A 23,668-nucleotide genomic window follows, 5' to 3' on the forward strand; every position below is an offset into this window, starting at 1 on the left:
CTTTGGGAATGGCATGTATGTTGCGGTGCAGCAATTTTGATTGGCTGTTTGAATCGGCCGAAAATGTCCGCCTGTCAGAGGAGCTGGACGATGCGACAAGAACTTTTTTGGCCCGGCCGGGCACAAGGGACAGCTTAGGCCGGCTATGACAGGAAACTGAGCGTATGGCCTCCATATTTGGCTTCAGATCAAGGGATCCGGCTCGAGACAGGCAGACCGATATCTCGCGCCTTGACCGCCTGGCAAAGCTGCTTGACCAGATCGCAGCCGAGATCGAGGCGGAGAAAAACGGGCTTGAGAATCGCTACCGGACAAAGGCCACCAACGCCGCCTTCCTGGTCGAGGCGATCGAAAATGGCGCGGCCTCCTCCAGTAGATCCTCCGAGGTCAGCGAACTGACGAAGTCGATCCTGAATTACGAGCGGCGCATCGCGGCGCTCGCCCGCCAGAACGAATTGATGAAGGGTCTCCGGCATTCGCTGGATGCTATCTTCGACGAAAGCGCCCAACCTGGCTCGGCCACCAAGGCCGATTTCGCCAACCCGGCCGCCGGCGCGGGGTGAAATTTCAAAGAGCCTGGGTGGCGCCACTGGGCAAGAAGCAGGCAACCGGGGAAGCTACCGGCAGAAGGTCAAGATCAGCTCGTTTCGTCATGGTTTTGAACATCGATTTGGGTTGGGGGGCGCACAGCACAAGGTGAGTTTGGTATGAACGCGGATTCGAAAAGCACGTCCACCCGAGCAACCGGCGACCGGCCGTTCACGCACATGATGAGGCAAGGGAAACTGAGGCAGCTATGTTTGGGCGGAGCGTTTCTGCTGGTCGCACTCGGCAGCCTGGTTGCGGGCCCGACCCCTTCCCGTTCGCAGGACATCCCGACTGCGCCATCGTTCGTCGATGATTTCACCAGCTTCGACCGGGCGCGTTGGTACATTGCTGACGGCTGGGCGAACGGCAAGTATCAGAACTGCATCTGGTCCAAAAAGCAGGTCAAGCTTTCCAATGGCATGCTGACGCTCGGTTTCGAAAAGCAGAAGGTAAAGGATCGCGACTTTGCCTGCGGCGAGGTCCAATCCAAGCAGCGCTTCGGCTATGGCACCTATGAGGCGCGGATGAAAACCGATTCGGGCTCTGGCATCAACGCCTCCTTCTTCACCTACATCGGCCCCACCGATAAGCAGCCGTGGGATGAAATCGACTTCGAGGTGCTGACCAAGGACACCTCCAAAGTGCAGGTCAACGCCTACATCGCCGGCAAGGGCAATAACGAGAAAGTGGTGGATGTAGCTGGCGGCACCGACAAGGCTTTTAACGATTACGCCTTCGTTTGGGAGAAGGACCGGCTGCGCTGGTACGTAAATGGCGAGCTGGTGAACACGATCACCGATCCGGCAAAGCTGCCCAGCCATGCGCAAAAGATATTTTTTAGCCTCTGGGGCAGCGACACGATGAAGGAATGGCTGGGGCCGTTTTCGGATCCGGGTCGCAAGCTTACCTTGCAAGTGGATCGCATCGCATTCACGGCGCTCGGCCAGCCATGCCAGTTTCCGGAATCGCTGGCATGCAGCATTAAGTAAAGACCAATCTGAACCGGCCGGGCCGAAAGCGCTCCGAAGTCTTGAACAGGAATGAAATCAAATGAATTTGACGGTCTTTGGAATCGGCTATGTCGGTCTGGTGCAGGCGGCGGTGCTTGCCGAAGTCGGCCATCAGGTATTATGCGTCGACATCGACGTGAACAAGGTGGAGCGGCTCAATCAGGGCCTCATTCCGATTTTCGAGCCCGGGCTCGAAAACCTCGTCAAGGAGAACCACGCGGCCGGCCGCATCAAGTTCACCACCGACGCCGCGGCCGCCGTCAAGCATGGCCAGATCCAGATGATCGCTGTCGGCACGCCTCCGGGCGAGGATGGTTCGGCCGACCTCAAATATGTGCTGGCGGTTGCCGAGGCCATCGGCCGGGAGATGGATGCGCCCAAGATCGTCGTCGGCAAGTCGACCGTGCCGGTCGGCACCTGCGAAAAGATTAAGGCCAGGATCGCCGTGACGCTGAAGGCGCGGGGCCGCGAGGATCTTACTTTCGACGTCGCCTCCAATCCGGAATTCCTCAAGGAAGGCTCCGCGGTGGCCGACTGCATGAAGCCCGACCGCATTATCGTCGGCACCGGCAGCGAGGACACCGAGGCGGTGATGCGTGAGCTTTACGCTCCATTCAACCGCAACCACGAGAAGATGATCGTGATGGATGTGCGCAGCGCCGAGTTCACCAAATACGCGGCCAATTGCATGCTGGCGACCAAGATCAGCTTCATGAACGAAATGGCCAATCTGGCCGAGGAACTCGGCGCCGACATCGAGGAGGTCCGCAAGGGCATCGGCAGCGATCCGCGCATTGGCTACCACTTCATCTATCCGGGCCTCGGTTATGGCGGCTCGTGCTTCCCCAAGGACGTGCGCGCCCTGATCAAGACCGCCGAAGGCGTCAAATTCGATGCCAAGCTGCTGCGCGCCGTCGAGGAACGCAACAACGAACAGAAATCGGTCCTGTTCGATAAGGTGAACCGCTGTTTCAACGGCAATCTGAAGGGCAAGACTTTTGCGCTGTGGGGCCTGGCGTTCAAGCCCAATACCGACGACATGCGTGAGGCGCCGGCTCGGGTCTTGATGGAAGCGCTCTGGAAGGCCGGCGCCAAAGTGCAGGCTTACGATCCCGAGGCGATGCAGGAATGCCAGGCCGTCTACGGACTGCGCGAGGATCTGCTCTTGTGCGGGACCAAGGAGGCAGCGCTGCGTGGCGCCGATGCGCTCATGATCGCCACCGAGTGGAAGAATTTTAAGGCACCGTCGTTCGACGCGATCAAGGATGCGCTGTCCACGCCGATCATCTTCGACGGTCGAAACCTCTACGACCCCAAGGTCATCGCTCGCTACGGCATCGAATATCACTCGATCGGCAGGATGGCGGCGTGAGATCAGGCAGGACAGGCCGGTGGCCAGGACATCAAGGACGATCGCGAAGGCTTCGATGAACGCGCTCGTGTCTACAAGGGGTCTTCTCTGATGGTGCTGGGCATCAGGCCGGAACAGATCGCCAACGAGCATTTCGATCTTGTCGCAGTCGGTTCCGGTTTCGGTTCGGCCTTCTTCCTGCATGCGTTCGCCAAGCAGCGAAAGGCACGCATTCTGGTTCTGGAATGGGGCGGGCACAACACGCATGAATGGCAGCTCGAGCAGAACGTCAACACCGACATCGAGGACAAGACCACCTACAAGACCAACTCTGACAAGCCGTGGAATTACACCATCGGATTGGGTGGAGGAACGAATTGCTGGTTCGCCCAGACGCCGCGCTTTCACCCGAACGACTTCAGGCTGAAAAGCCTCTACGGCGTCGGTAACGACTGGCCGATCAGCTATGACGAGCTCGAGCCGTTTTACTGCGATGCAGAGGACGTCATGTCGATTTCAGGCGACCCCGACATGGCGGCGATGATGCCGCGTTCCAGGCCATTTCCCCAGCCACCGCATCACATGTCGACGCCGGACCGGATGATGAAAGCGGCGCAGCCGGACCAGCATTTTGTCATGCCGACAGCCCGCGCGCGCGTGCCGACCGCGCAACGGTCTTCTTGCTGCGCCAACTTGCGGTGCGGATTATGCCCGGTCGATGCCAAATTCACCGCCAACAATGGGCTGATGCACGTCTTCGAGCATCCCGACGTTTCGGTCTGCCTTGGCGCTGAAGTGCGCCGGCTCGACCATATCGGCGGTTCGGTCCGTTCGGTCGCATTCGTGCATGAGGGCAAGGAATATTCGGTCAGCGGCGATCTTTTCATACTGGGCGCCAATGCCATCCAGAGCCCGGCGATCATGTTGCGGTCTGGCCTGTCGGGCGAATTCGTCGGGCGCGGCCTGCACGAATCCTACGGATGGAATTTCGAAGCCTATCTCGACGGTGTCGATAATTTCGACGGAAGCACCATCACCACCGGCTTGAATTTCGGCCTTTATGACGGCTCTCACAGATCGGACCATGCGGCGGCGCTGGTCTATTTCGAAAACCGCTGGCAGCACGGGATGCGCCCTGAAAAGGGACGTGTCCGTCAGACGCTTCCCATCATCATTGTTACCGAAGACCTGCTCGACCCGGAAAATCTCGTGATTCTCGACGAGGATGAAAACGCCTTCGTCAGTTTCGCGGGAGCATCCGACTATGCGGTCAAGGGCATGGCCCGGGCAAAGGAGAAATTGGCGGCGCTTCTGGCGCCGCTGCCGGTCGAAGAAATCTTCGATCGCGGCATCCGGCGCACCGAGTCGCATGTCCAGGGCACGTTGCGGATGGGCTCGAGCCCGGCGGATTCGGTGGTCGATCGGGACATGATCCACCATCAGCTCAGGAACCTGGTTGTCGTCGGCTCAAGCACATATCCAAGCTGTTCCTGCGCCAACCCGAGCCTGACGGCGGCAGCCCTCTCCCTGCGGGCGGCGAGCCGGATAGCAGGAAAGGAAATGGCCGGATGACCAAGGTTTCGCGACGCGCGGCACTGGCCATCATGGCTGGCGGAGTTGCTTCGACCGGCATCGCCTACGCCACCGTTTCCTCGCTTTCGGACGAAGACCTGGTGCGCGTCACGCTCGAAAGATATTTCGGCAGGCTGAACATGCGCATCGAACATTTGCAGCAGTTCGTCCTGGAATTCCAGAAGCGGAACCCCTGGATATTTCCAAACACAAAGCTGGGCGATGCTGTCACTGTGCTTGAGGCGCTGAAATTGGGCGCCGCACGCCGGTTTCTGCCCGAACAGAAAAAACAGGACCTGAGGCATTTCGACCGCTGGGTCATTGCCGAGTTCCATATGCTGACCGACTACGCCCGGCGCAGTTCGCCAGCCGACCCGGTCCGGTTCACCGGATGGCAGCCGTGTACCAATCCGTTCGCCAATTTGGAGACGCAGCAGGATGCTTGAAGCGGGTCGCAAGCCAGCATCCGTAAATAAGCCGTGCGTCATTGCCCGTAAACTTGAGAATGCGACAAGGAGCCGAAACCATGAAAGTGCTTTTTGCAGGCGGTAACGGTTACACGCCCCAGTTCAGCGGCGGTGTCCAGTCCAGCACCCATCACCTTGCCGAACAGTTGCGCGAGCACGGGCATGAGGCTTCGGTGCTCGCCGCCCTGTTCGGCCAGGGCGTCTTCGGCTACAAGGCGCGCGCCAAGATGAAGCTTTTGAGGCAGCGCGCTGTCATCGACAGCTTTCCGGGCTATCCGGTCGTGCGCGCCTGGTTTCCCTGGGAGGCGGCGGGTTTCGCCGTCGAAAAGCTGAGGCCGGATGTCGCCGTGGTCCAGTGCCACAAGTCGGTTCCGATCGGCAAGGCGCTGCAGGCCGAAGGCGTGCCGCTGGTCGTCTATCTCAGGAATGTCGAGTTCCACGAATTGGGCGGCGATCTGCGCGAGCTGCATTCGGCGCTCTACATAGCCAATTCCGAGTTCACGGCGCGCACCTACAAGGCAAAATTCGATATCGATTCGACGGTTATACCGCCGACCATCAATCCCGCGCTCTACCGCACGCCGACGACAGGCGAGTTTGTCACGCTGATCAACCCCTATGAGGAAAAAGGTTTCGAGCTTGCGGTGCGCATCGCCGCCGCCTGCTCTGAAATCCCGTTCCTGTTCGTCGAAAGCTGGAAGCTTGACGATGATCATCGGGCCCGGATCGAGCAGACGATCGCGCCGCTCGGCAACGTCACCCTGGAGAGCCGGACCAACGACATGAAGACGGTCTACGGCCGCACGAAAATCCTACTGGCTCCCAGCAAATGGGAAGAGGCCTGGGGTCGGGTGGCGTCGGAAGCCCATTGCAGCGGCATTCCAGTCGTCGGCTCGCGTCGTGGCGGCCTGCCCGAAGCGATCGGCTCCGGTGGCGTGGTGCTGGATTACGATGCCCCACTCGCCGACTGGGTGGCAGTGGTCAGGCGTCTGTGGACCGACAGCCTGGAATATGGGCGGCTTTCAGCGGCGGCGCGTGCATTCTCCGAGCGCCCGGAACTCGATCCGGCGGGTCAATTCGCGACCTTCTTCTCGATGCTGGAGAGGGCGACACAACAGCCTTCGCGGCAAGCCGCCTAACGCATGTCGCCCAAAAGCATGCCCTCGGGCCTGACCCGGGGCTTGACCAGAGGGTGCGTAGCGGTTTTGCGATAACGACTGCATAAAACAAAACAAAAGCGCGCGTCGCGTGACGCGCTTTAAGTCCCGAAACCGGGTTCAAGCCGGTCGTTTGACCCGGCTTTTGAGCGTCTCGTAACCGCGTTCGCCAAGCAGCGTGCGCGCGACGGTCTTGATTGCCGTCTTGCGCCCGTCAGGCGAACTGATCTGCCTTAACCTGCCCGGAAGGTTGCGCGCCGCCTGTCCAAGTGCCGGAAGTGACAGCGTGTCAGGATAAATTGCCAGATGCGTTTCAACGCACAGCACCGGCTTGCCGGAAAGCTCGGCGATCTTGAGGGCCTGCTGGTGCTCGCTTTCGATGAACAGGATGGCATCGGATTTGCGGTAGAAATCGGCTTTGAAACTGCCATGCGCGCCAAGCCGTTGCCGTTCTGCCTTGCTCGGCAGGTCAAGCATGATCAGCTTGTCGTATTCTATGCCGTGCTTTGCCAGCCATGCTTCGGTAAGCGCGCGGTATTTCTCGAGCCGGCTGGTGACGAGCCAGCCGATCTTGCGGGTCGGGCCAAACAGAGGCAGCGCTTCGCCCAGGAATTTCTCATAGGCGGGGCCGTCGTCGTTTTCTGCTTCGGTCGGGTCCAGGCAAAGCACGCCGTCAATGTCGACGCAGCTTTGCGCGAGGAATTTGTGGTGCATGAAGTTCCATTGGAACATCCTTGGATGCGGCACGACCTCGAGGACGATGTCGGTTTCCTCGTGTTGGGGCAGCAGGCCGAACACCGCGGCAAAGGTGAAGTCCGCCTTGATGCCGGCGGCCTCTACCCGGCTGCGCGCCTCTCTCATAGCAGCGCCGCCGCTGACGCTGTCGTCGATCACCAGGACCTTGCGCATATCGGTCGCCTGGCGGTCGAGCGCGGCGCGGCGTTTGGTGACGCCCGAAGTATAGATCTTTCCGGCCAGGAAACTGTCCAGGTCGGTCATCGGAATGTTCGCCGTCAGGCTGAGCAGGGTGGCGGCGAGAATGCCGCTTCGCGGGACCCCGACCACCAGGTCGATGTCGCGCGGCAACCGGTGAAGGTTTCTGACAATTGCGTCATTCATGTCGGAGATCGATCGGTAGTGCATGGGATCAGACCTGGTCCTCGTATGGATGTCCGTGCAAGTTACTCGCCTCGCTTGGTGCGGCCTTAGGCGCCCGCGCCGGCAGCAGTTTTAGGGCCTCCCGCAACGCCTCGCGGCCGGAAGCAAACGCCAGCGCGGTCATGACCGTGATCATGTAGGACAGCGCCACCGCGCTCGCCATCGCGACGATGTGCTGTTGCGGCAGCAACGGCTTGGCGAACCAGATCGCGGCAAGCGCCAGATGCGCGCCAAGCACGAAGGGCGTTGCCGCGCGAAGCATATGGCTTGCCCGCAGCGGCCCGGTCTTTCCGATATACAGCCACAGAAAAGGCGTTCTGAGATATTCGCTGACCGCATAGGCGATCGCCACGCCCAGCGCGCCATAGGGCAGGCCGATCAGGAAGGCCAGCACCGACGTCAAGGCTGTTATGATGCCCCAGCGCATGAAATCGCCCGAGCGGCCCTGGCTGATGAAAAGCCATCCCGCCGGGTTGTTGAGCGGCTGCAGCAGACCGGCAAAACCGAGCGCCAGGAAGATGCTGGAACTCTGCCGCCACTGCTCGCCGAGCACGAACGGTATCAGCACGTCGGCCATGGCGATGGCGAAGGCGACACCCGGAAGTGCGACCAGCAATATCAGCGGCATGACGCGAAGATAAGCGCTGCGGTAGCGATCCGGCTCGTCCTTCAGCCTGGAAAGAGCCGGCACCATGACCTTCGACAGCGGATTGGTGATCTGGCTCAACGGAAACAGAAGCAGCTTGTAGGCGCGGTCATAGAGTCCAAGCTGCGCTTCGCCCCAGTATTTTCCGATCAGCACATTGTCGAGATTTCGGGCAAAGAAGTTGGCGAAGTTGAACCCGGTGATGCCGGCGCCGAAATTGATCAGCTCGCTAATGCCGTTGACCTTGCGCGGCAGGCTGGGGCGCCATCGCGAGTTTGCCCAGTAGCAAAGCGTGGGCAGTACGGCTGCTGTCAGGGTGCCGGCAAAAAGCGCCCAGTAGGAACGGTCGATGAAAGTCCAGGCGATCGATACGGCAAGGCCGGCAATGGCGCTTGCGACGTCGATGATGGCCAAGCGGGCGAACTGCATTCGGCGTGTCAGCAGCGCCAGATGCTGGGCGCCCAGCCCATAGGCTATGATCTGCAGTCCGAGTGCTGCCACCAGACCAGACACCCGCGGTTCGCCATAGAAGGCGGCGACCAGAGGCGCCGCGCCGGCAAGCACGCAGGCGAGCAATGCGCTAACCGCGACATTGACCCAGAAGAGGTAATTGACCTCTTCATGCTTGATTCCGCTTTTCTGAACCGTCGCCTGGGTCAGGCCGAAATCCTGGAACAGCGCGATGAACGCCAGCACAGGCGCGCACATCGCCACGACGCCGAAGTCCTGCGGCGAGAGCAGGCGCGACAGCACGATGACGGAGACGATCTGCGTCGCAACCCGCACCGATTGCGCCAAAGCCGTAATGATAGCGCCGCGTCCGACCGATCTGCGGAGAGAGCCCTCTGGCGGGTCGAATGCATTGGCTTGCAAATTCAGGGTCCCTGATTGTCGTGCCGGTCCCGGAGTCCCGACCCGTGCCCGATGCCACCATCAAACTACGGCAATAATATTGCAGCGCAACAAAAAACATTGATTTTTGCTACGCTGCACCAAAAATGTTGCGATGCAGCACGAGCTGTACTAGGATTCTTTCGGGCGGGCCAACAGTGGTCGAGTTTTTCATGCTGCATGTCTTGTACTTGGTGCACGACGTCTCCGATCCGGCAGTGCGCCGGCGGATCATAATGCTCAAGGCAGGCGGTGCCCAGGTCACACTGGCAGGCTTTCGCCGGTCAGCAAGCCCGATCGCCGAGGTCGAGGGCTTGCATCCGATCGATCTTGGCGCAACGCGCGATGGGCGATTCGCCCAGCGGCTGGCAGCGGTCACCAAGGCGGCGGTTTCGATCGGGTCGAAACTCGGTTCGATGCCCAGACCCGACCTCATCATCGCGCGCAATCTGGAAATGCTGGCGCTTGCCCGGCGTGCCAAATCGGCATTCCAGGCAACCGTGCCGATCGTCTATGAGTGTCTCGACATCCATCGCCTGATGCTTCGCGACGATTTTCTGGGCAAGGCGATGCGCGGCGCGGAGCGCTATCTGGCCAGGGATGTAAAGCTGCTGGTCACCAGTTCGCCGGCCTTCATCGCAAACTATTTCAAGCCGTTCGGGCAGATTGCCGCGCCGGTCGAACTGCTCGAAAACAAATATTTCGAGCCTGCCGCGGTTTCGCTGAATGATCGCACGGCGGCGGAGCCCGTCGCTCCGCCTTGGCGGATCGGCTGGTTCGGCGCGCTCCGATGCCGCCGCTCCCTGGAACTGCTGGCCGAATTTTCCCGGCGACACGAGGGCCGCTTCGAAATCATCCTCAGGGGCCGTCCGGCGCTTTCCGAATTTCCGGATTTCCACGGTTTCGTCGAATCTGAGCCCTGGCTCTCGTTTGGCGGACCCTATCGGAATCCCGAAGATATGGCGACGATCTACCGTGAGGTTCATTTTTCCTGGGCCATCGATTTTTTCGAGCAGGGGCTGAATTCTGAATGGCTGCTGCCCAACCGCCTCTACGAGGGCTGCCGCTTCGGCGCCGTGCCGATCTCGATGGGCCACACCGAAACCGGCCGGTTCCTCGACCAGCAGGGGATCGGTGTTCTCTTGCCTCAAGCCACTCCCGAGGCACTCGAGGCTGCCTTGGGCGAGTTGGAGGACCATCGTTTCGGGAAATTGCGGGCGCGTGTTCTTGCTCGCAATCCGCGAATCTGGAGCCACGATCGCAGCGATTGCCGGGCGCTCGTCGAGAAGCTTCGCGGGTTGACGGTCGCGCCCGGTTCATATGCTGCCGAGGCACTGGCTTAGGATGGCTAGGGAAGGACATGGGCCGATGATGCAGACCGAAATGCCGTCCAACCTGATCGTGATTCCGTGCCTGAACGAAGCGGCTCACATCGGTGCGCTTGTTCACGAGCTTCGACCGGCCGCCGAGAGGCTCGGCGCCCGGATCATCGTTGCCGATGGCGGTAGCACGGACGGCACCAGGGCGATCGTCGAGGAGATCGCCGGGAAGGATCCGAGGATCATCCTTCTTGACAATGAAAAGCGCCTCCAGAGCGCGGCGATCAATCTCGCCATCGCCAGGTACGGCGATGGGGCTGAATATTTCATTCGCATCGACGCGCATGGCGGCTACCCTCCGGATTATTGCGATCGGCTGATCGAAGAGGCGCTGGCCACCGGCGCCGATTCGGTCGTCGTCTCGATGCTGACCAGCGGCAGCGGCACAGTGCAGAACGCGGTTGCGGCTGCACAGAATTCCAAGCTCGGCACGGGCGGCTCCAAGCACCGGCATCTCTCGGCGGGAGAGTGGGTCGACCACGGTCACCATGCGCTGATGCGGATTTCGGCGTTCAAGGAGGTGGGCGGCTATGACGAGACGTTCAGCCATAACGAGGATGCGGAGCTCGACTACCGGCTGCGCAAGGCCGGCTACCGGATCTGGATGAGCGGCAAGACGCAAATGATCTATTACCCGCGCTCGTCGCTCGCCGGCCTCTATTTCCAGTATCTCGGCTATGGCCGCGGCCGGGCAAAGAACGTTCTCAAGCACCGCATGATACCGAAGGTCCGGCAGATGGTGCCGCTCCTGGTGTTCCCTGTCGTCCTTCTCTCTGCCTTTTTCTTCGTGCATTGGCTGGCAGTCATGCCGATTCTGGTGTGGGCGTCGGTTTGTCTCGGCTATGGCGTGTGGATTGCGATCAGCCAGCGCAATCCGGACAGCGCCCTTGCCGGGATTTCGGCGATGGTCATGCATTTCGGCTGGTCCGTCGGTTTCTGGCTGCAACTGCTTGGACCGCGATTGCAACGTAGAAGGGTGGCGTGATGGGTGTGGCCGAAAAAAACCGCAGCGTCGACGTCTGCGTCTGCACGTTTAGGCGGCCGGAGCTTGCCGACACGCTTCGCTCGGTAGCCGCCCTGGACGTGCCTTCGGGATTCGACATCCGCGTCATCGTCGCCGACAATGATGACGGGCCAACGGCCGAACTGCTGGTGGCGACGCTGGCGGAGACGCTGAAGCTGCCGATCAGCTATCGTCATTGCCCGGCACGCAACATCTCGATCGCCCGCAATGCTTGCCTCGACGCCAGCACGGCGGATTTCGTCGCCTTCCTCGACGATGACGAAACGGCATCGTCGAGATGGCTCGTCGAACTGGTTGCAACGGCGGACTTGAGTGGCGCTGCCGCCGTGCTCGGGCCAGTGCGGGCGCGCTATCGGCCGGATGCGCCCAACTGGATGCGCCGCGGCGATTTTCACTCCACACTGCCCGTCTGGGTGGGCGGCGAGATCCGCACCGGCTACACCTGCAACGTCCTGCTCAGGATGGGCGCCGACAGCCTCCGCGGCCGGCGATTCAGCCTGGCGCGTGGCCAGACCGGCGGCGAGGACACCGAATTCTTCGACCACATGGTCAAGGCCGGCGGTCGCATCGCCTTTTCGCCGCAGGCCTGGGTCGATGAAGTGGTGCCGCGCGCCAGGGCGGCCTTCGACTGGCTCCGTCGCCGCCGGTTCCGCGTCGGGCAGACGCATGGGCACCTGCTGGGGCGCGACGCGCATGGCCTCGCGCTGGTCAGGCAAGTCGGCCTCGCCTCGGCAAAGGCGGTTTTTTGTTTCGCATCGGCAATCCCGGTCGCCATCAGTCCCGTGCGCAGGAACCGCAGCGTGCTTCGCGGCATCATGCATGTCGGCGTCGTGAGCGGTCTTGTCGGCGTGCGTGAAATCTGCCAATACGGCCTGCCCTCGCCGCAGGAAGGGGGCAAGCGTGCAGCCTGACGTCACCTTTGTCATTGCCGCCTACAATTCGGAGCTGACCATCGAGCGGGCGATCGCCAGCGCCATCGCCCAGCGCGATGTGAGCGTGGAGGTGATAGTCGTCGACGACCAGTCGCGCGACCGGACGCTCGATCTGGCGCGATCCTACTCCGAAGACATCGTCCGCGTCGTCGCACTTGAGCAAAACCGCGGTCCAGGCGGCGCCAGGAATGTCGGCCTTGAGCTTGCCCGCGGCAGGTGGGTGGCGGTCCTCGATTCCGACGACGCGGTCTATCCCGGGCGGATCTGCACCATGATTGACCGCGCCGAGAAAGCGGGCGCCGAGCTCGCAGTCGACAATCTCCAGGTGGTTCGCGAGGACGGTGTTGCCGAAGAGACGATGTTCCCTGCCGACTATCTCAAGGGTTTGAGTGAAATCTCGCTGGCGGACTATATTGGTGGCAATGTGGTCTTCGAATCCAGGTTCAATCTCGGCTATCTCAAACCGATCTTCCAGCGCCGGTTTCTGAACGAAAACGGGCTTCGCTATGACGAAAGCCTGATCATCGGCGAGGACTACATCTTGCTGGCCAGTGCTCTGGCCAAGGGCGGCAAGTGCGTGGTCGAGCCGACGACCGGTTATGTCTACCATATCCGGACCGGCTCCATTTCCCGCGTGCTCGAACCTCATCACGTCGAGGCGATGCGTAAGGCCGACCTCGTTTTCGCCAGAACCCATTCGATGGACGCAAAGGCCGCAGCCGCTTTCGCAAGGCGCACGCGCAGCCTGCGCAAGGCGGCGTCGTTCCTTTCTCTGGTCCAGCACATCAAGGCGCGATCCCCACTCAAGGCGGTGTGGACGGCGCTCAGCGATCCGGCGGCGGTTTGGCATATGGGCATGCCGATCGCCGTTCGGCTGCGAAGGGTCGCGGCGCAATTTGCCGTGGGTGCGGGGGAGGTGAAGGGTGCAGGCAGCTGAAAAATAGTTTTCGCGGCCTGCGACAGGTTGAAGTCGATCTCCTCAGAAGGAATATGCAATGAAGAAAGTCAGGAAGGCAGTCATACCGGTAGCGGGGCTTGGAACGCGATTCCTGCCGGCGACCAAGTCGATGCCGAAGGAAATGCTGCCGGTCGTCGACAGGCCTGTCGTGCAATATGCGGTGGACGAGGCGTTCGAAGCCGGCATCGAGCACATTGTCTTCGTGACGGGCCGCAACAAGGCGGTCATCGAAGATTATTTCGACCTGCATCCAGAATTGATCGGAACTTTGGAGCAAACCGGCAAGACGGCGCAGCTTCAGGCGCTGGAAAGCCTGCTTCCCGTGGCTGGTGCGACGAGCTTCATTCGGCAGCAGTCACCGCAAGGTCTGGGCCATGCGGTATGGTGCGCCCGGGAAGTCATCGGCGACGAGCCCTTCGCATTGCTGTTACCGGACATGGTGTCCTTCGGCGGCCGCGGATGTCTCGCTGAAATTGCGGACCTCTATGCGCAGACCGGCGGAAACGTCATCGCCGTCGAGCGCTGCGACCCGACCGAGACCAGCAAATACGGCATCGTCGGCTGCGGCGCCGATGTCGGCTCGGGCTTCGAGGTCACCGCCATGGTCGAAAAGCCGGCTCCGGCGAATGCGCCGTCGAACTACTACATCAACGGCCGCTATATCCTGCAGCCTGAAATATTCGGGCTGCTCGGCAATCAGCAGCGCGGCGCCGGCAATGAGATCCAACTGACCGACGCCATGGTCCGCCTTGCGCAAAGCCAGGCTTTCTTCGCGCAGCCCTTCAACGGCCGGATGTTCGATTGTGGCTCGAAGGAAGGGTTCATCCAGGCCAATGTCGCCTTCGCGCTGGCGCGCGACGACATGAAGGGACCGATCTTCGAGATGCTTCAGGAGTTCGTCCGGTTGCATGAGCGCCGGGTGGAAGCCGCATAAAGCCCATTTTTTGGGAGCAAGCATATGAATGGTGACGCAAGACATGCCGATATGTTTGACTGCCCAGGTCTCGCGGTGGCTGGCATGAAGCTTGCGTTGGGCATATGCTGATGCTCCCGCTCTAGCGCCTGCAAACGAGAGCAGCGGACCCGAGTGGAGACAGGGTTTCCGAGGCTCAAACAAAAATAGAGCGGCGGCGCGTTCGACTTGAGAGACCGCCGCTCTAGATGCAAACTTGAATTGGACCGAAGATGAATTATGCCAATTTTCCTCTCGACAAGAGGAAACCATTGCCGAGTTCGGACCCAGTCAGCGCCGACGATTTCATCGATGTCGAGCGCCTGCTCGGCATGGCAGCAAGGCAGGCAAAGGTGGTTGCGGCATGCGCTGCCATCGGTCTTTTTCTGGGCGTGCTCTATTTGCAGACCACGCCTCCCACCTACATGGCGACGAGCCGTGTGCTGATCGACGAAGGGTTGAATAAGGTCGTCGACGAGGTCTCGGCGGCGTCGGTCAGCATGCAGACCGACTCCGCCATTTTGAGCCAGATCGAAATACTCCACTCGGCGAGACTGGCGGCGGTGGTCGTCGACAAGCAGAAGCTCGATCAGAACGACGCTTTCATGAACCCTCCGACGTCGGCCGTGTCGAAGGCTGCCGGTTTTGTGCGCGGCGTGGTCCGGTATTTCCGTCCCAATCCCGCCGTGGGTACGGCCGACGTTACTCAGCTTGACCCGGCGACGCGTGACGCGATGATTGCCTCGTCGCGGCGCGATTACGCAATCCTCAAACTGCAGGACGAGGTGCAAGCCGAGCGCATCGGTCGAAGCTATGTGATCTCCATCGCCTACCAGGCCACGGACCCCGCACTTGCGACCGCGGTTACCAAAGCCTATGCCGACGCCTATCTCGCCGATCAGCTCGATGCGAGCTTCGATGCGACCGAGCGGGCGGCGGTCTGGCTGCAAGGTCGGCTGACGGAGCTTCGCGAAAGCTCCCAGGCAGCGGCGCTCGCCGTCGAGAAGTTCAGGGCCGAACATGGGCTGGCCGTCGATGACGGCCAGTTGATCAGTGACAAGCAACTGTCGGACCTCAATGGCCAGCTCATTGAGGCGCAGGCCGACACCGCCCGCGCCAGCGCCCGCTACCAGCAATACAAGTCGATCGTCGAAAGCGGTTCGGACAACGCATTCAGGGACGCCGCGATATCCGCCGACCAGCCGAGCAACTCGATCATTTCAACGCTCAAGACCCGCTATCTCACTGTCGCCAAGCGGCAGCAGGATATCGAAGCCAATTTCGGGGCTGAGCATCCCCAGGCGGTCGCACTTGCCAAGGAAAGGGCCGACATATCGGCGCAGATATTCGGCGAGCTGAAGCAATTGACCGAAAGCTACCGCAACGAATACGAAGTCGCTCTCGCGCGCGAGACGGCGCTCCGTGCAAATGTCGCGTTAGCGGCTGGCAAGAGTTCCATCGACAACCAGTCGCAGGTCAAGCTGCGCGAACTGGAGCAGAAGGCAACGGCGCTCTCGACGCTCTATCAAACGTTCCTTGGCCGCTACGAGGAAGCCTCCCAGCAGCAGTCCTTCCCGGTCGGCAAGATCCGCGTCATCTCGGACGCGACGCTGCCGAAGTCCGCGGCAACCCCGCGCACGTCCATAGTGCTGGGACTTTCGCTCGTGCTTGGCGTGATGTTGGGAGCCGGGGTTGGTGGCCTGAATGAGTTCAGGGAGCGGTTCTTCAGGACCGGCGAAGACGTTCGCGATCGCGTCGGCCTCAAATTCCTTGGCTACCTGCCGATCATTGGCAGCAAGGTCGCCAAGGACGACAAGCGCGATGACGGTCAGGCGGATATCAAAACCGCCCAATCAGCGTCGGCGGCTGAAAGACGCGCGCGCATGCGGGTGAGCATCGACGCCCCGGCATCGATGTTTTCCGAGACGCTGCGCAGCGCCAAGATTGCCTTCGACGTGGTGATGGAAGGGCAGGGCAGCCGGGTCATCGGCGTAATCTCGGTCCTTCCCGGCGAGGGCAAGTCGACCGTGGCGGCGAATCTGGCCGGATTGCTTGCCGCCAACGGGTCGAAAACGCTGCTGGTGGACGGCGACCTGCGTAACCCCGGCCTCAGCCGCAGCCTTGGCATGGAAGCCGAGCAAGGCCTGATGGAAGCGGTGGTGAGCGGGCAGACCTGGCAGTCCGTCGGCAAGATCGACCGGCAGACCAAGCTGGCGATCGTCCCCGCCGTGCCGCGCGGTCATTTCTCGCACACAAGCGAGCTTCTGTCGTCGGCCGGGATGCGGCGTTTCATCGACAATGCCAAGGAGACCTTCCAGTACATCGTCGTCGATCTGCCGCCGCTCGGCCCCGTGGTTGATGCCAAGGCCTTTGCGCCGCTTGCCGACGGCTTCGTGCTCGTGACCGAGTGGGGGCGCACGCCGCGTGCGATGGTGCAATCCATATTGAGTTCGGAATCCTATATCGCCAACAAGATCGTCGGCGTCGTCCTCAACAAGGTCGATTTGAAGAAGCTGGCGAAGTATGGATCGATCGGCGGCTCGGAAAAATTCTTCGACAGATATTCGTCATACTATCTGGAGAAGTCGGAAGCGCGGACGAAGGTGAACAGCTGAGGCCGGTCTGTAGGACCGATATTGAGCAGATCGTCGTCTTGCGCCGTCAGGCCGATACCGGGCCGAGGCCGTCGTGAGCGAAGACGAATGCCCCTCGAACAGACCATGACAGGCAGCCTGTGCACGAGCCGGTAGGGTCGGTGGCGAATGACGTTCCTTAGGGTGCCGGTCGATTTCCTCGCTTGATCAGGTCGCCGAGCCGCGACGGGTCGCGCAAAAGCGTTCGCACCCTGCTTTGTGCCGGACATTCCACCGTAGGACGTTTGCAGCCAGGAACCGGCGTGACAACGCTGGCGCGTTACGCCGCCTTGAGACGGTAGCGGAAGATGGTGTGGTCGAGCAGAAGCCGGATGCGCGGTTCGGCCTCGATCGCAATCAGCCAGCTCGCGGCGATCATGGTCGCCCCGACGATGACCACCGAAAGCAGGTATGGCACTCCCGCACGCATCAAGGCGCCGAGAATGGCTGCGCCGACGACATTATGGATCAGATAGAGAGGGTAGGTCATCAGGCCGATCCGGCGCCAGCCGCGCCAGGACAGGTCGAGCCGTAACGACCACGCCATCAGCGCCATGGCAGCGAGGAACAGGACGATCGGCGGCCCGTAGGGCATCGCGGCTTCGACCTTGATGCTGCGGACGTCGACAGCACTTATGATCTGCAGCACGCCGCCAGCCAGGAACGAGGCGCAGAAGACAAGGCGGGCGGGCGTCACTGCCTTGAAACGCATCAGCCAGAACAGCACACCTGTCGCGAAAAAACATCCGTGATGCACCAGGAGCAGGTCGAGCCAGCGCGCCTCGGCAAGGTCCGTCCAGTCGAATGGATAGTACAGGCACCAGAAAAGCGTGCTGATCGCGCCGAGCGCAACTGCCACCGCTTCCATCAGGTCGAAGCGGCCGAGCCGCAGCAGGATCCAGACGACGGCGTAAAAGGCGATCTCGATGCCAAGCGTCCAGTAGACGCTGTCGACCCAGGGGTTGAACGGAACGAACAGGGCGGTGCGTATGAGCGTGGTGACAGCGTCCGTCGGCCAACTGAGATCGACGAGAAGCAGCACCATCGCGGTGACTGGTGCGCAGATCCAGGCGGCCGGCGCCAATCGTTTCACCCTTGCCTCGAAAAACCGCAGCGGTGTGGAATGCTCGGCGCTGAAGGCGATGACGAAGCCGCTGATGACGAAGAATATCTGGACGCCGACCCATCCGAATTGGACCAGTCCGCCTATTTCCGGATGCGGCGGGATGCCGCCCGTCGCACGCGCCGAAACGCCCTCGGGGAACGCCCACACCCAGAAGCCGTAGTGGTAGACCATCACGAGGACAGCGGCGACAAAACGCAGGATGTCGACGCCGCCGAATGTTGTTTTTTGCTGAGCCATGCCGTGCCTTCGGAATGGCCCCCCACGCAAAGGTTTAAGGGCAATTGCTGCATTGCACAACAGACGATTGCAGTGCAGGATGAATTCGTGAATTCGTCCGAAGCCGCGATCCGCCTGCCGCGCTCCGAAAGCAGCTAAAGCCCGATTCCGCGTCCCTTCAGCGCCGCGGTGATTTCGTCGAGAATGACCGGATCGTCGATGGTCGCTGGCATTGTCCAGTCTTCCTTGTCGGCAATCTTCTGCATGGTGCCGCGCAGGATTTTGCCGGAGCGCGTCTTGGGCAGGCGCTTGATCGTGACCACCGTCTTGAAGGCGGCGACCGGGCCGATCCGCTCGCGCACCAGCGTGACCACCTCGGTCTCAATAGTGCCGCTGTCACGCGTGACACCGGCATTCAGCACGACGAACCCGAGCGGAACCTGGCCCTTCATAGCGTCGGCAATGCCGACGACAGCGCACTCGGCAACGTCCGGATGCGCGGCCAGCACCTCCTCCATGGCGCCGGTCGACAGCCGGTGGCCGGCGACATTGATGATGTCGTCGGTGCGGGCCATCACGAACAAATAGCCGTCCTCGTCCATCATGCCGGCATCCGCCGTCTTGTAGAAGCCGGGGAATTCCTCGAGATAGGCTTGGCGAAACCGGTCATCGGCATTCCACAGCGTCGGCAGGCAGCCGGCCGGCAGCGGCAGCTTGACCACGACATTGCCCAACGTGCCGCGCGGCACTTCGTGGCCGGCATCGTCGAGCACACGGATATCGTAGCCGGGCATCGGCACCCCGGGCGAGCCGTATTTCACCGGCAGTAGCCCTAATCCGGCTGGGTTGATCGTCATCGGCGAGCCCGTCTCGGTCTGCCACCAATGGTCGATTACCGGCACGTTCAATTTCTGCTCGGCCCATTTGATGGTTTCCGGATCGGCGCGCTCGCCGGCGAGGAACAGCGTGCGGAATTTCGACAGGTCGTATTTCGGGACGAATTCGCCCTTGGGGTCCTGTCCCTTGATGGCGCGGAATGCGGTCGGCGCGGTGAACAGCGCGACCACGCTATGCTCTGATATCACCCGCCAGTAGGTGCCGGCGTCGGGCGTGCCGACCGGCTTGCCCTCGAACAGGACGGTCGTGCAGCCATGCAGCAGCGGGCCGTAGACGATGTAGGAATGGCCGACCACCCAGCCGACGTCGGAAGCCGCCCAGAACACCTCACCCGGCTTGACGCCGAACTCGTTCTCCATCGACCATTTCAGCGCAACCATGTGGCCGCCATTGTCGCGCACGATGCCCTTGGGCTGGCCGGTCGTTCCGGACGTGTAGATGATGTAGAGCGGGTCGGTGGCGAGCACCGGAACGCAGTCGACATTGGCGCCCGCGGCCCGCTCGCGGGCGACGGCGTCGGCATAGTCGATGTCATGGTTCTCCTCTAGCTCGCAGCGCAGCTGATCGCGCTGCAGGATGAGGCAGGCTTCGGGCTTGTGCCGCGACATCTCGATCGCCTTGTCGAGCAGCGGCTTGTAGGCGACGACGCGCCCGGGCTCCAGGCCGCAAGAGGCGGAAATGATCAGCTTCGGTCTGGCGTCGTCGATGCGTGTGGCGAGCTCGTGCGAAGCAAAGCCGCCGAAGACGACCGAATGTACGGCGCCGATACGGGCGCAGGCAAGCATGGCAAACGCAGCTTCCGCCACCATCGGCATGTAGATGATGACCCGATCGCCTTTTTGGACGCCGCGGTTCTTCAGCACCGACGTCAGCGCGACCACCTCGCGTTTCAATTCGGCATAGGTGAATTTCCTGACCGTGCCGGAAATCGCGCTGTCATGGATCAGCGCGATCTGATCGGCGCGGCCACCCGCCACGTGGCGGTCGACGGCGTTGAAGCAGGTGTTGCAGGAGGCGCCGCCAAACCAGCGCCCATAGACGCCGGCATTCGCATCGAAGACCGTTTCGAACGGCGAGAACCAGTCGATGGCCTTGGCCGCATCCGCCCAGAATTTTTCCGGATCGCGTTTCCAGCCGTCATAGACCTCGTGGTAGCGTGACGCCATCCAGCTTTCTCCCAGGAATGTTTCTGTCCTTGGAAATAGCGTATGCTGTTTTTGCAAGCACGTGCAAATTCGTCTTGGCGACCTCGCTTTGGTCGAAATGGACGTGACCGCCGCTTTATCGCCGCAACCGGCCAGGTCGTAGAAAGCGCCTGCTTGCTTAATACTGTTCCTATAGCCGTGGCGCGGTGTTGGCCGTGCTACATCCCCCGGCGCAGGGCAGCCGTATGCACCGGTGCGTCCCACAATGCGGTCGTCTCGTCGTCGAGCATGGTCAGCGTGATCGAGCAGCCGGCCATGTCGAGCGATGTCACATAGGACCCGACCAGCGAACGGGCGACCGTCACGCCGTTTTTCTCGAAGATTTTCCGGGCGCTGTTGTACATCAGGTAGAGCTCCATCAGCGGCGTGCCGCCGAAGCCGTTGACGAAAAGCAGCGCCGGGCCTTTTGCTCTGTCACCCAGATCGCCTGATATCGCCGCGCAGATCTCCTCGGCGATGGCGTCGGCGCTCTTCAATGTGTCGCGGCGGCGGCCGGGTTCGCCATGGATGCCGACGCCGAATTCCATCTCGCCGTCGCCGATATCGAAGGTCGGCCTGCCGGCGGCCGGTACGGTGCAACTGGTCAGCGCAACGCCCATCGAGCGCGTCGCGCCATTGATGCGTTCGCCAAGCGCCTTCAACGGCTTCAGCGCCATGCCTTGCTCGGCCGCGGCGCCGAGGATCTTCTCGACCACCAGCGTGCCGGCAACGCCGCGTCGGCCAGTGGTGTAGGAGGAGTTCTCGACCGCGACGTCGTCATTGGTCACCACTTGCATCACACCCTCCGACATTTCAGCAGCCATGTCGAAATTCATCACGTCGCCCTCGTAGTTCTTGACGATGAACAGGCAGCCGGCACCGGTGTTGACCGCCTCCGCGGCCGCCATCATCTGGTCCGGCGTCGGCGAGGTGAACACCTGGCCGGGGCAGGCGGCATCCAGCATGCCATGCCCGACCAGCCCGCCATGCAGCGGCTCGTGGCCAGAGCCGCCCCCGGAAATCAGCGCTACCTTGCCGGGCTTGAGTGTCCTGCGGCGCACGAATTTATGCTCGTCGCCAAGCACAAGGATGTCGGCATGGGCGGCAACGAAGCCGTCGAGGCTTTCGGTCAGCACCGTGTCCACAGAATTCAGAAACTTCTTCATGGCCGTCTCTCCCGAAATAGCTGAACGTGGCGCGACTATGTCCCGCCCTTGCCGGCAATGCTGGTGATCTTCTGGATGAAATCGTTGACCGCCCTGTCGAGCGCCGCGTTCTGTTTGTCGTCGCCGAAATCGGGAACGATCAGCGAAACATGCCGCGTCTTGCGCATGCCGGATGCCAGCGACATTTTTCCCGGATGCGCCTGATGGTAGGCGGCAAGAAAATGGTCGCGTTCGGCCGGGCTGAAATGGCAGACGGCGAAAATAGCCGGCAAATGTTTTGACGGGATCGGGATCGAGTAGGCCGGACTGGAAATCTGGGTGACGAAGCTGCGATGCTTGCCCAACGCGTCGGCGAGGCGCTGGCGCATGCCGGACGGGCGCTGGTCGAGGACCTGCGACAGGATCGTCTTATAGGCGCGGATCGCCTCTTCGGAACCGGCTTCAGGCGTCTTCTTGGTTTCGGCCATGCCGGTGCCTAGATCGAGACGTCCGCAATGGCCACCTTGGCCATTGCGAGCTGGGCGGGAACCACGGAAAGGTCGCGCAGACCGGCCTCAATCAGCGCCGGGATCGCCGCAGGATCGCCGCCGGCGTCGCCGCACAGGCTGACCGGAATCTTTTGCGCGCGGCCGAACGCCGCAACCGAGGCGATCAGCCGAAGCACGGCCGGGTTCCTGATCGAATTGAGATGCGCGACCGAGGCATTGTCGCGCGCCGCCGCCATCACATACTGGGTCAGGTCGTTCGAGCCGATCGAGAAGAAGGCGACCTCGGCAAACGCCTCAGGAGCGATCGCCACCGACGGCACCTCGACCATGATGCCGAGCGGCGGCATTTTTTGCGCGACGCCGCGCGCGGCAAGCGCGGCCTGCTCTTCGGCGAAGAGCGCGGCTGCTCGCTGATACTCGTCCCACACGGCGACCATCGGGAACATCACCTTGAGATTGCCATGCAAGGCGGCGCGCAGCAGCGCCCTGATCTGCACCCGAAAAACCTCCGGTCTCGCCAGCGATAGCCTGATGCCGCGCAGGCCGAGAAACGGATTACCCGCCTCGACGGTGAAACCCGGCACCGGCTTGTCGCCGCCGGCGTCGATGGTGCGGATGGTCACCGGTCTGTCGCCGGCCCATTCGAGCACCTTGCGGTAGGCGCGATACTGCGATTCCTCGTCCGGCAGCGTCTTGCCGAACAGGAACTCGGTCCGCATCAGCCCGACGCCATCGCAGGTCGAGACATCGATACCGTCGACATCGGACGGATCGGCGATGTTGACCTGCACCCGCACCGCAGTGCCGGCTTTCGTCACCGCCGGCCGAGCCAAAAAAGTTTCCGCCCTGTCGCGACGTGCCGCGAAAGACGACGACGATTGCCGGAACGCCTCGACCTCTGCCCTTGTTGGCCTCAACACGATGCCGCCGTGCTCGGCATCGAGCAGGGCGACGCCGGCAAGATCAGCCGGCGAAGCACCGAGCCCCACGATCATAGGCACGCCGCGCGAGCGCGCCAGCATGGCGACGTGGCTGGCGGTACTGCCCGCCTTCAGCGCAATGCCGCCGCCGGCGCTCCAGTCGGTTTCGAGAAAGCGCGTCGGCGCGATGTCCTCGCCGTAGAAGATGGCGCCTGTCGGCGCGGCAGCCGCGCTGTCCGCTGTCAGCGCGCGAAGCACCTGGTCTCTGATGTCGCGCATGTCGGCGGCGCGTGCCCGGAAATAATCCTGATCCGACGTTTCATAGCCGACAATTTCGGCGTCAAGCGCCTGCCGCCATGCCGCATCGGCCGGCTGGCCGGCGGCAATCGCGGCAAAGGCCGGGCCGGTCAGCGCATCGTCCTCCAGCATGGCGAGCTGGAATTCGAGAATGTCGGCGGCATCGCCGTCGGTTGCCTGGATCAGCTTGGCAAGCCGGCCTGTCGCTGTGCCGATTGCCGTTTCGAGCGCGAGCCTCTCGTCAGCGGCGGTCGCTTTACCTTTATAGCGCGCGACGACCGGGTCGAGGTTGAACAGCGGCCCTTCGGCATAGCCGGCCGAAGCCGGGATCCCCTGCAGCTTAAGCGGTTCGGGCATGGTCCACGCCCTCGTCGAAGTCGCGCCGCACCAGTTCGACGAGCGCGCCGACCGCCTCGCCGGCACCGTCGCCCTTGGCTCTGATATGCAGCACCGTGCCTTTCGGCGCCTTGGCCGCCATCACCTTGACGATGCTCTTGGCGTCGAACCAAGGACCGTTGGCGGCGAGCGCAACTTCGACTTCGGCCGAAAACGTCTTGGCGAGCTTGGTGAATTTCACCGAAGGGCGCGCATGCAGGCCGACCTCATGGGTGATCAGAACGGTGGCTTCTGCGGATGCGGACATTGAGTCAAAATTC

Annotated in this window: 20 protein-coding genes; 12 read left to right on the plus strand and 8 right to left on the minus strand. The window is 61.9% G+C overall.

Translation table 11 applies throughout. The features are described from left to right. The first annotated feature begins 164 nt into the window (after positions 1-164). The 6 genes from AC0L3O_RS24010 (at position 165) to AC0L3O_RS24035 (ending at position 6,127) form a co-directional block, all read left to right on the plus strand. The gene (locus AC0L3O_RS24010) at positions 165-563 is read left to right on the plus strand and encodes a hypothetical protein (RefSeq protein ID WP_128172937.1); all 399 of its coding nucleotides are present in this window, start codon (positions 165-167) and stop codon (positions 561-563) included. 144 nt (positions 564-707) lie between these two features. Then, entirely contained in the window at positions 708-1,577 is an 870-nt protein-coding gene (exoK, locus tag AC0L3O_RS24015; protein WP_473536504.1) for an endo-1,3-1,4-beta-glycanase ExoK, read from the plus strand. Positions 1,578-1,638: 61 nt separating this feature from the next. Then, positions 1,639-2,970 carry a UDP-glucose dehydrogenase family protein gene (locus AC0L3O_RS24020; protein ID WP_287239110.1) on the plus strand — a complete coding sequence of 444 codons (1,332 nt, stop codon included), beginning with the start codon at positions 1,639-1,641 and terminating at the stop codon, positions 2,968-2,970. Positions 2,971-3,060: 90 nt separating this feature from the next. Next, a complete protein-coding gene (locus tag AC0L3O_RS24025; RefSeq protein ID WP_473616803.1) occupies positions 3,061-4,521 on the plus strand; it encodes a GMC oxidoreductase in 1,461 nt (486 codons plus the stop codon). Next, positions 4,518-4,967 (plus strand): hypothetical protein, encoded by a 450-nt coding sequence (locus tag AC0L3O_RS24030; protein WP_023796742.1) that lies wholly within the window; start codon positions 4,518-4,520, stop codon positions 4,965-4,967. Before AC0L3O_RS24025 ends, AC0L3O_RS24030 begins: the two co-directional genes overlap by 4 nt. A gap of 80 nt (positions 4,968-5,047) precedes the next feature. After that, complete coding sequence (locus tag AC0L3O_RS24035) at positions 5,048-6,127, plus strand: glycosyltransferase (RefSeq protein WP_023796741.1); 1,080 nt, start codon at positions 5,048-5,050, stop codon at positions 6,125-6,127. A 138-nt stretch (positions 6,128-6,265) separates the two neighbouring features. On the opposite strand, the gene AC0L3O_RS24040 is transcribed toward AC0L3O_RS24035, so the two are convergent. Continuing rightward, the gene (locus AC0L3O_RS24040) at positions 6,266-7,288 is read right to left on the minus strand and encodes a phosphoribosyltransferase (RefSeq protein WP_473536502.1); all 1,023 of its coding nucleotides are present in this window, start codon (positions 7,286-7,288) and stop codon (positions 6,266-6,268) included. 4 nt (positions 7,289-7,292) lie between these two features. Continuing rightward, positions 7,293-8,822 carry a lipopolysaccharide biosynthesis protein gene (locus tag AC0L3O_RS24045; protein WP_473536501.1) on the minus strand — a complete coding sequence of 510 codons (1,530 nt, stop codon included), beginning with the start codon at positions 8,820-8,822 and terminating at the stop codon, positions 7,293-7,295. Positions 8,823-9,013: 191 nt separating this feature from the next. On the opposite strand from AC0L3O_RS24045, the gene AC0L3O_RS24050 reads away from it, so the two are divergent. From AC0L3O_RS24050 to AC0L3O_RS24075, 6 genes are all read left to right on the plus strand, one after another. Continuing rightward, entirely contained in the window at positions 9,014-10,183 is a 1,170-nt protein-coding gene (locus AC0L3O_RS24050) for a glycosyltransferase family protein (RefSeq protein ID WP_473536500.1), read from the plus strand. Positions 10,184-10,211: 28 nt separating this feature from the next. Next, entirely contained in the window at positions 10,212-11,204 is a 993-nt protein-coding gene (locus tag AC0L3O_RS24055) for a glycosyltransferase family 2 protein (RefSeq protein WP_473536512.1), read from the plus strand. Beyond that, positions 11,204-12,154, plus strand: coding sequence for a glycosyltransferase family 2 protein (locus AC0L3O_RS24060; RefSeq protein WP_473616804.1), 951 nt, complete (start codon positions 11,204-11,206; stop codon positions 12,152-12,154). The genes AC0L3O_RS24055 and AC0L3O_RS24060 overlap by 1 nt, the downstream gene beginning before the upstream one ends. Then, a complete protein-coding gene (locus AC0L3O_RS24065) occupies positions 12,144-13,112 on the plus strand; it encodes a glycosyltransferase family 2 protein (RefSeq protein WP_473536499.1) in 969 nt (322 codons plus the stop codon). The genes AC0L3O_RS24060 and AC0L3O_RS24065 overlap by 11 nt, the downstream gene beginning before the upstream one ends. Positions 13,113-13,170: 58 nt before the next feature. Beyond that, entirely contained in the window at positions 13,171-14,067 is an 897-nt protein-coding gene (locus AC0L3O_RS24070) for a UTP--glucose-1-phosphate uridylyltransferase (protein WP_023796734.1), read from the plus strand. 251 nt (positions 14,068-14,318) lie between these two features. After that, entirely contained in the window at positions 14,319-16,700 is a 2,382-nt protein-coding gene (locus AC0L3O_RS24075) for a polysaccharide biosynthesis tyrosine autokinase (protein WP_023796733.1), read from the plus strand. A 298-nt stretch (positions 16,701-16,998) separates the two neighbouring features. On the opposite strand, the gene AC0L3O_RS24080 is transcribed toward AC0L3O_RS24075, so the two are convergent. The 6 genes from AC0L3O_RS24080 to AC0L3O_RS24105 form a co-directional block, all read right to left on the minus strand. After that, positions 16,999-18,081, minus strand: coding sequence for an acyltransferase family protein (locus AC0L3O_RS24080; protein WP_473536498.1), 1,083 nt, complete (start codon positions 18,079-18,081; stop codon positions 16,999-17,001). Positions 18,082-18,215: 134 nt separating this feature from the next. Next, positions 18,216-20,123 carry a propionyl-CoA synthetase gene (locus tag AC0L3O_RS24085; RefSeq protein WP_473536497.1) on the minus strand — a complete coding sequence of 636 codons (1,908 nt, stop codon included), beginning with the start codon at positions 20,121-20,123 and terminating at the stop codon, positions 18,216-18,218. Positions 20,124-20,320: 197 nt separating this feature from the next. Then, positions 20,321-21,307 carry a dihydroxyacetone kinase subunit DhaK gene (gene dhaK / locus AC0L3O_RS24090; protein ID WP_287171371.1) on the minus strand — a complete coding sequence of 329 codons (987 nt, stop codon included), beginning with the start codon at positions 21,305-21,307 and terminating at the stop codon, positions 20,321-20,323. Between the two features lie 35 nt (positions 21,308-21,342). Further along, positions 21,343-21,774 (minus strand): hypothetical protein, encoded by a 432-nt coding sequence (locus tag AC0L3O_RS24095; protein WP_023796729.1) that lies wholly within the window; start codon positions 21,772-21,774, stop codon positions 21,343-21,345. Between the two features lie 8 nt (positions 21,775-21,782). After that, on the minus strand, positions 21,783-23,369 hold the full coding sequence (gene ptsP, locus AC0L3O_RS24100) for a phosphoenolpyruvate--protein phosphotransferase (RefSeq protein ID WP_473536495.1): 1,587 nt from the start codon (positions 23,367-23,369) through the stop codon (positions 21,783-21,785). Further along, complete coding sequence (locus tag AC0L3O_RS24105) at positions 23,353-23,655, minus strand: HPr family phosphocarrier protein (protein ID WP_023796727.1); 303 nt, start codon at positions 23,653-23,655, stop codon at positions 23,353-23,355. The genes ptsP and AC0L3O_RS24105 overlap by 17 nt, the downstream gene beginning before the upstream one ends. Positions 23,656-23,668: the final 13 nt, after the last annotated feature.

The sequence above is a fragment of the Mesorhizobium sp. WSM4810 genome, from assembly GCF_055811235.1.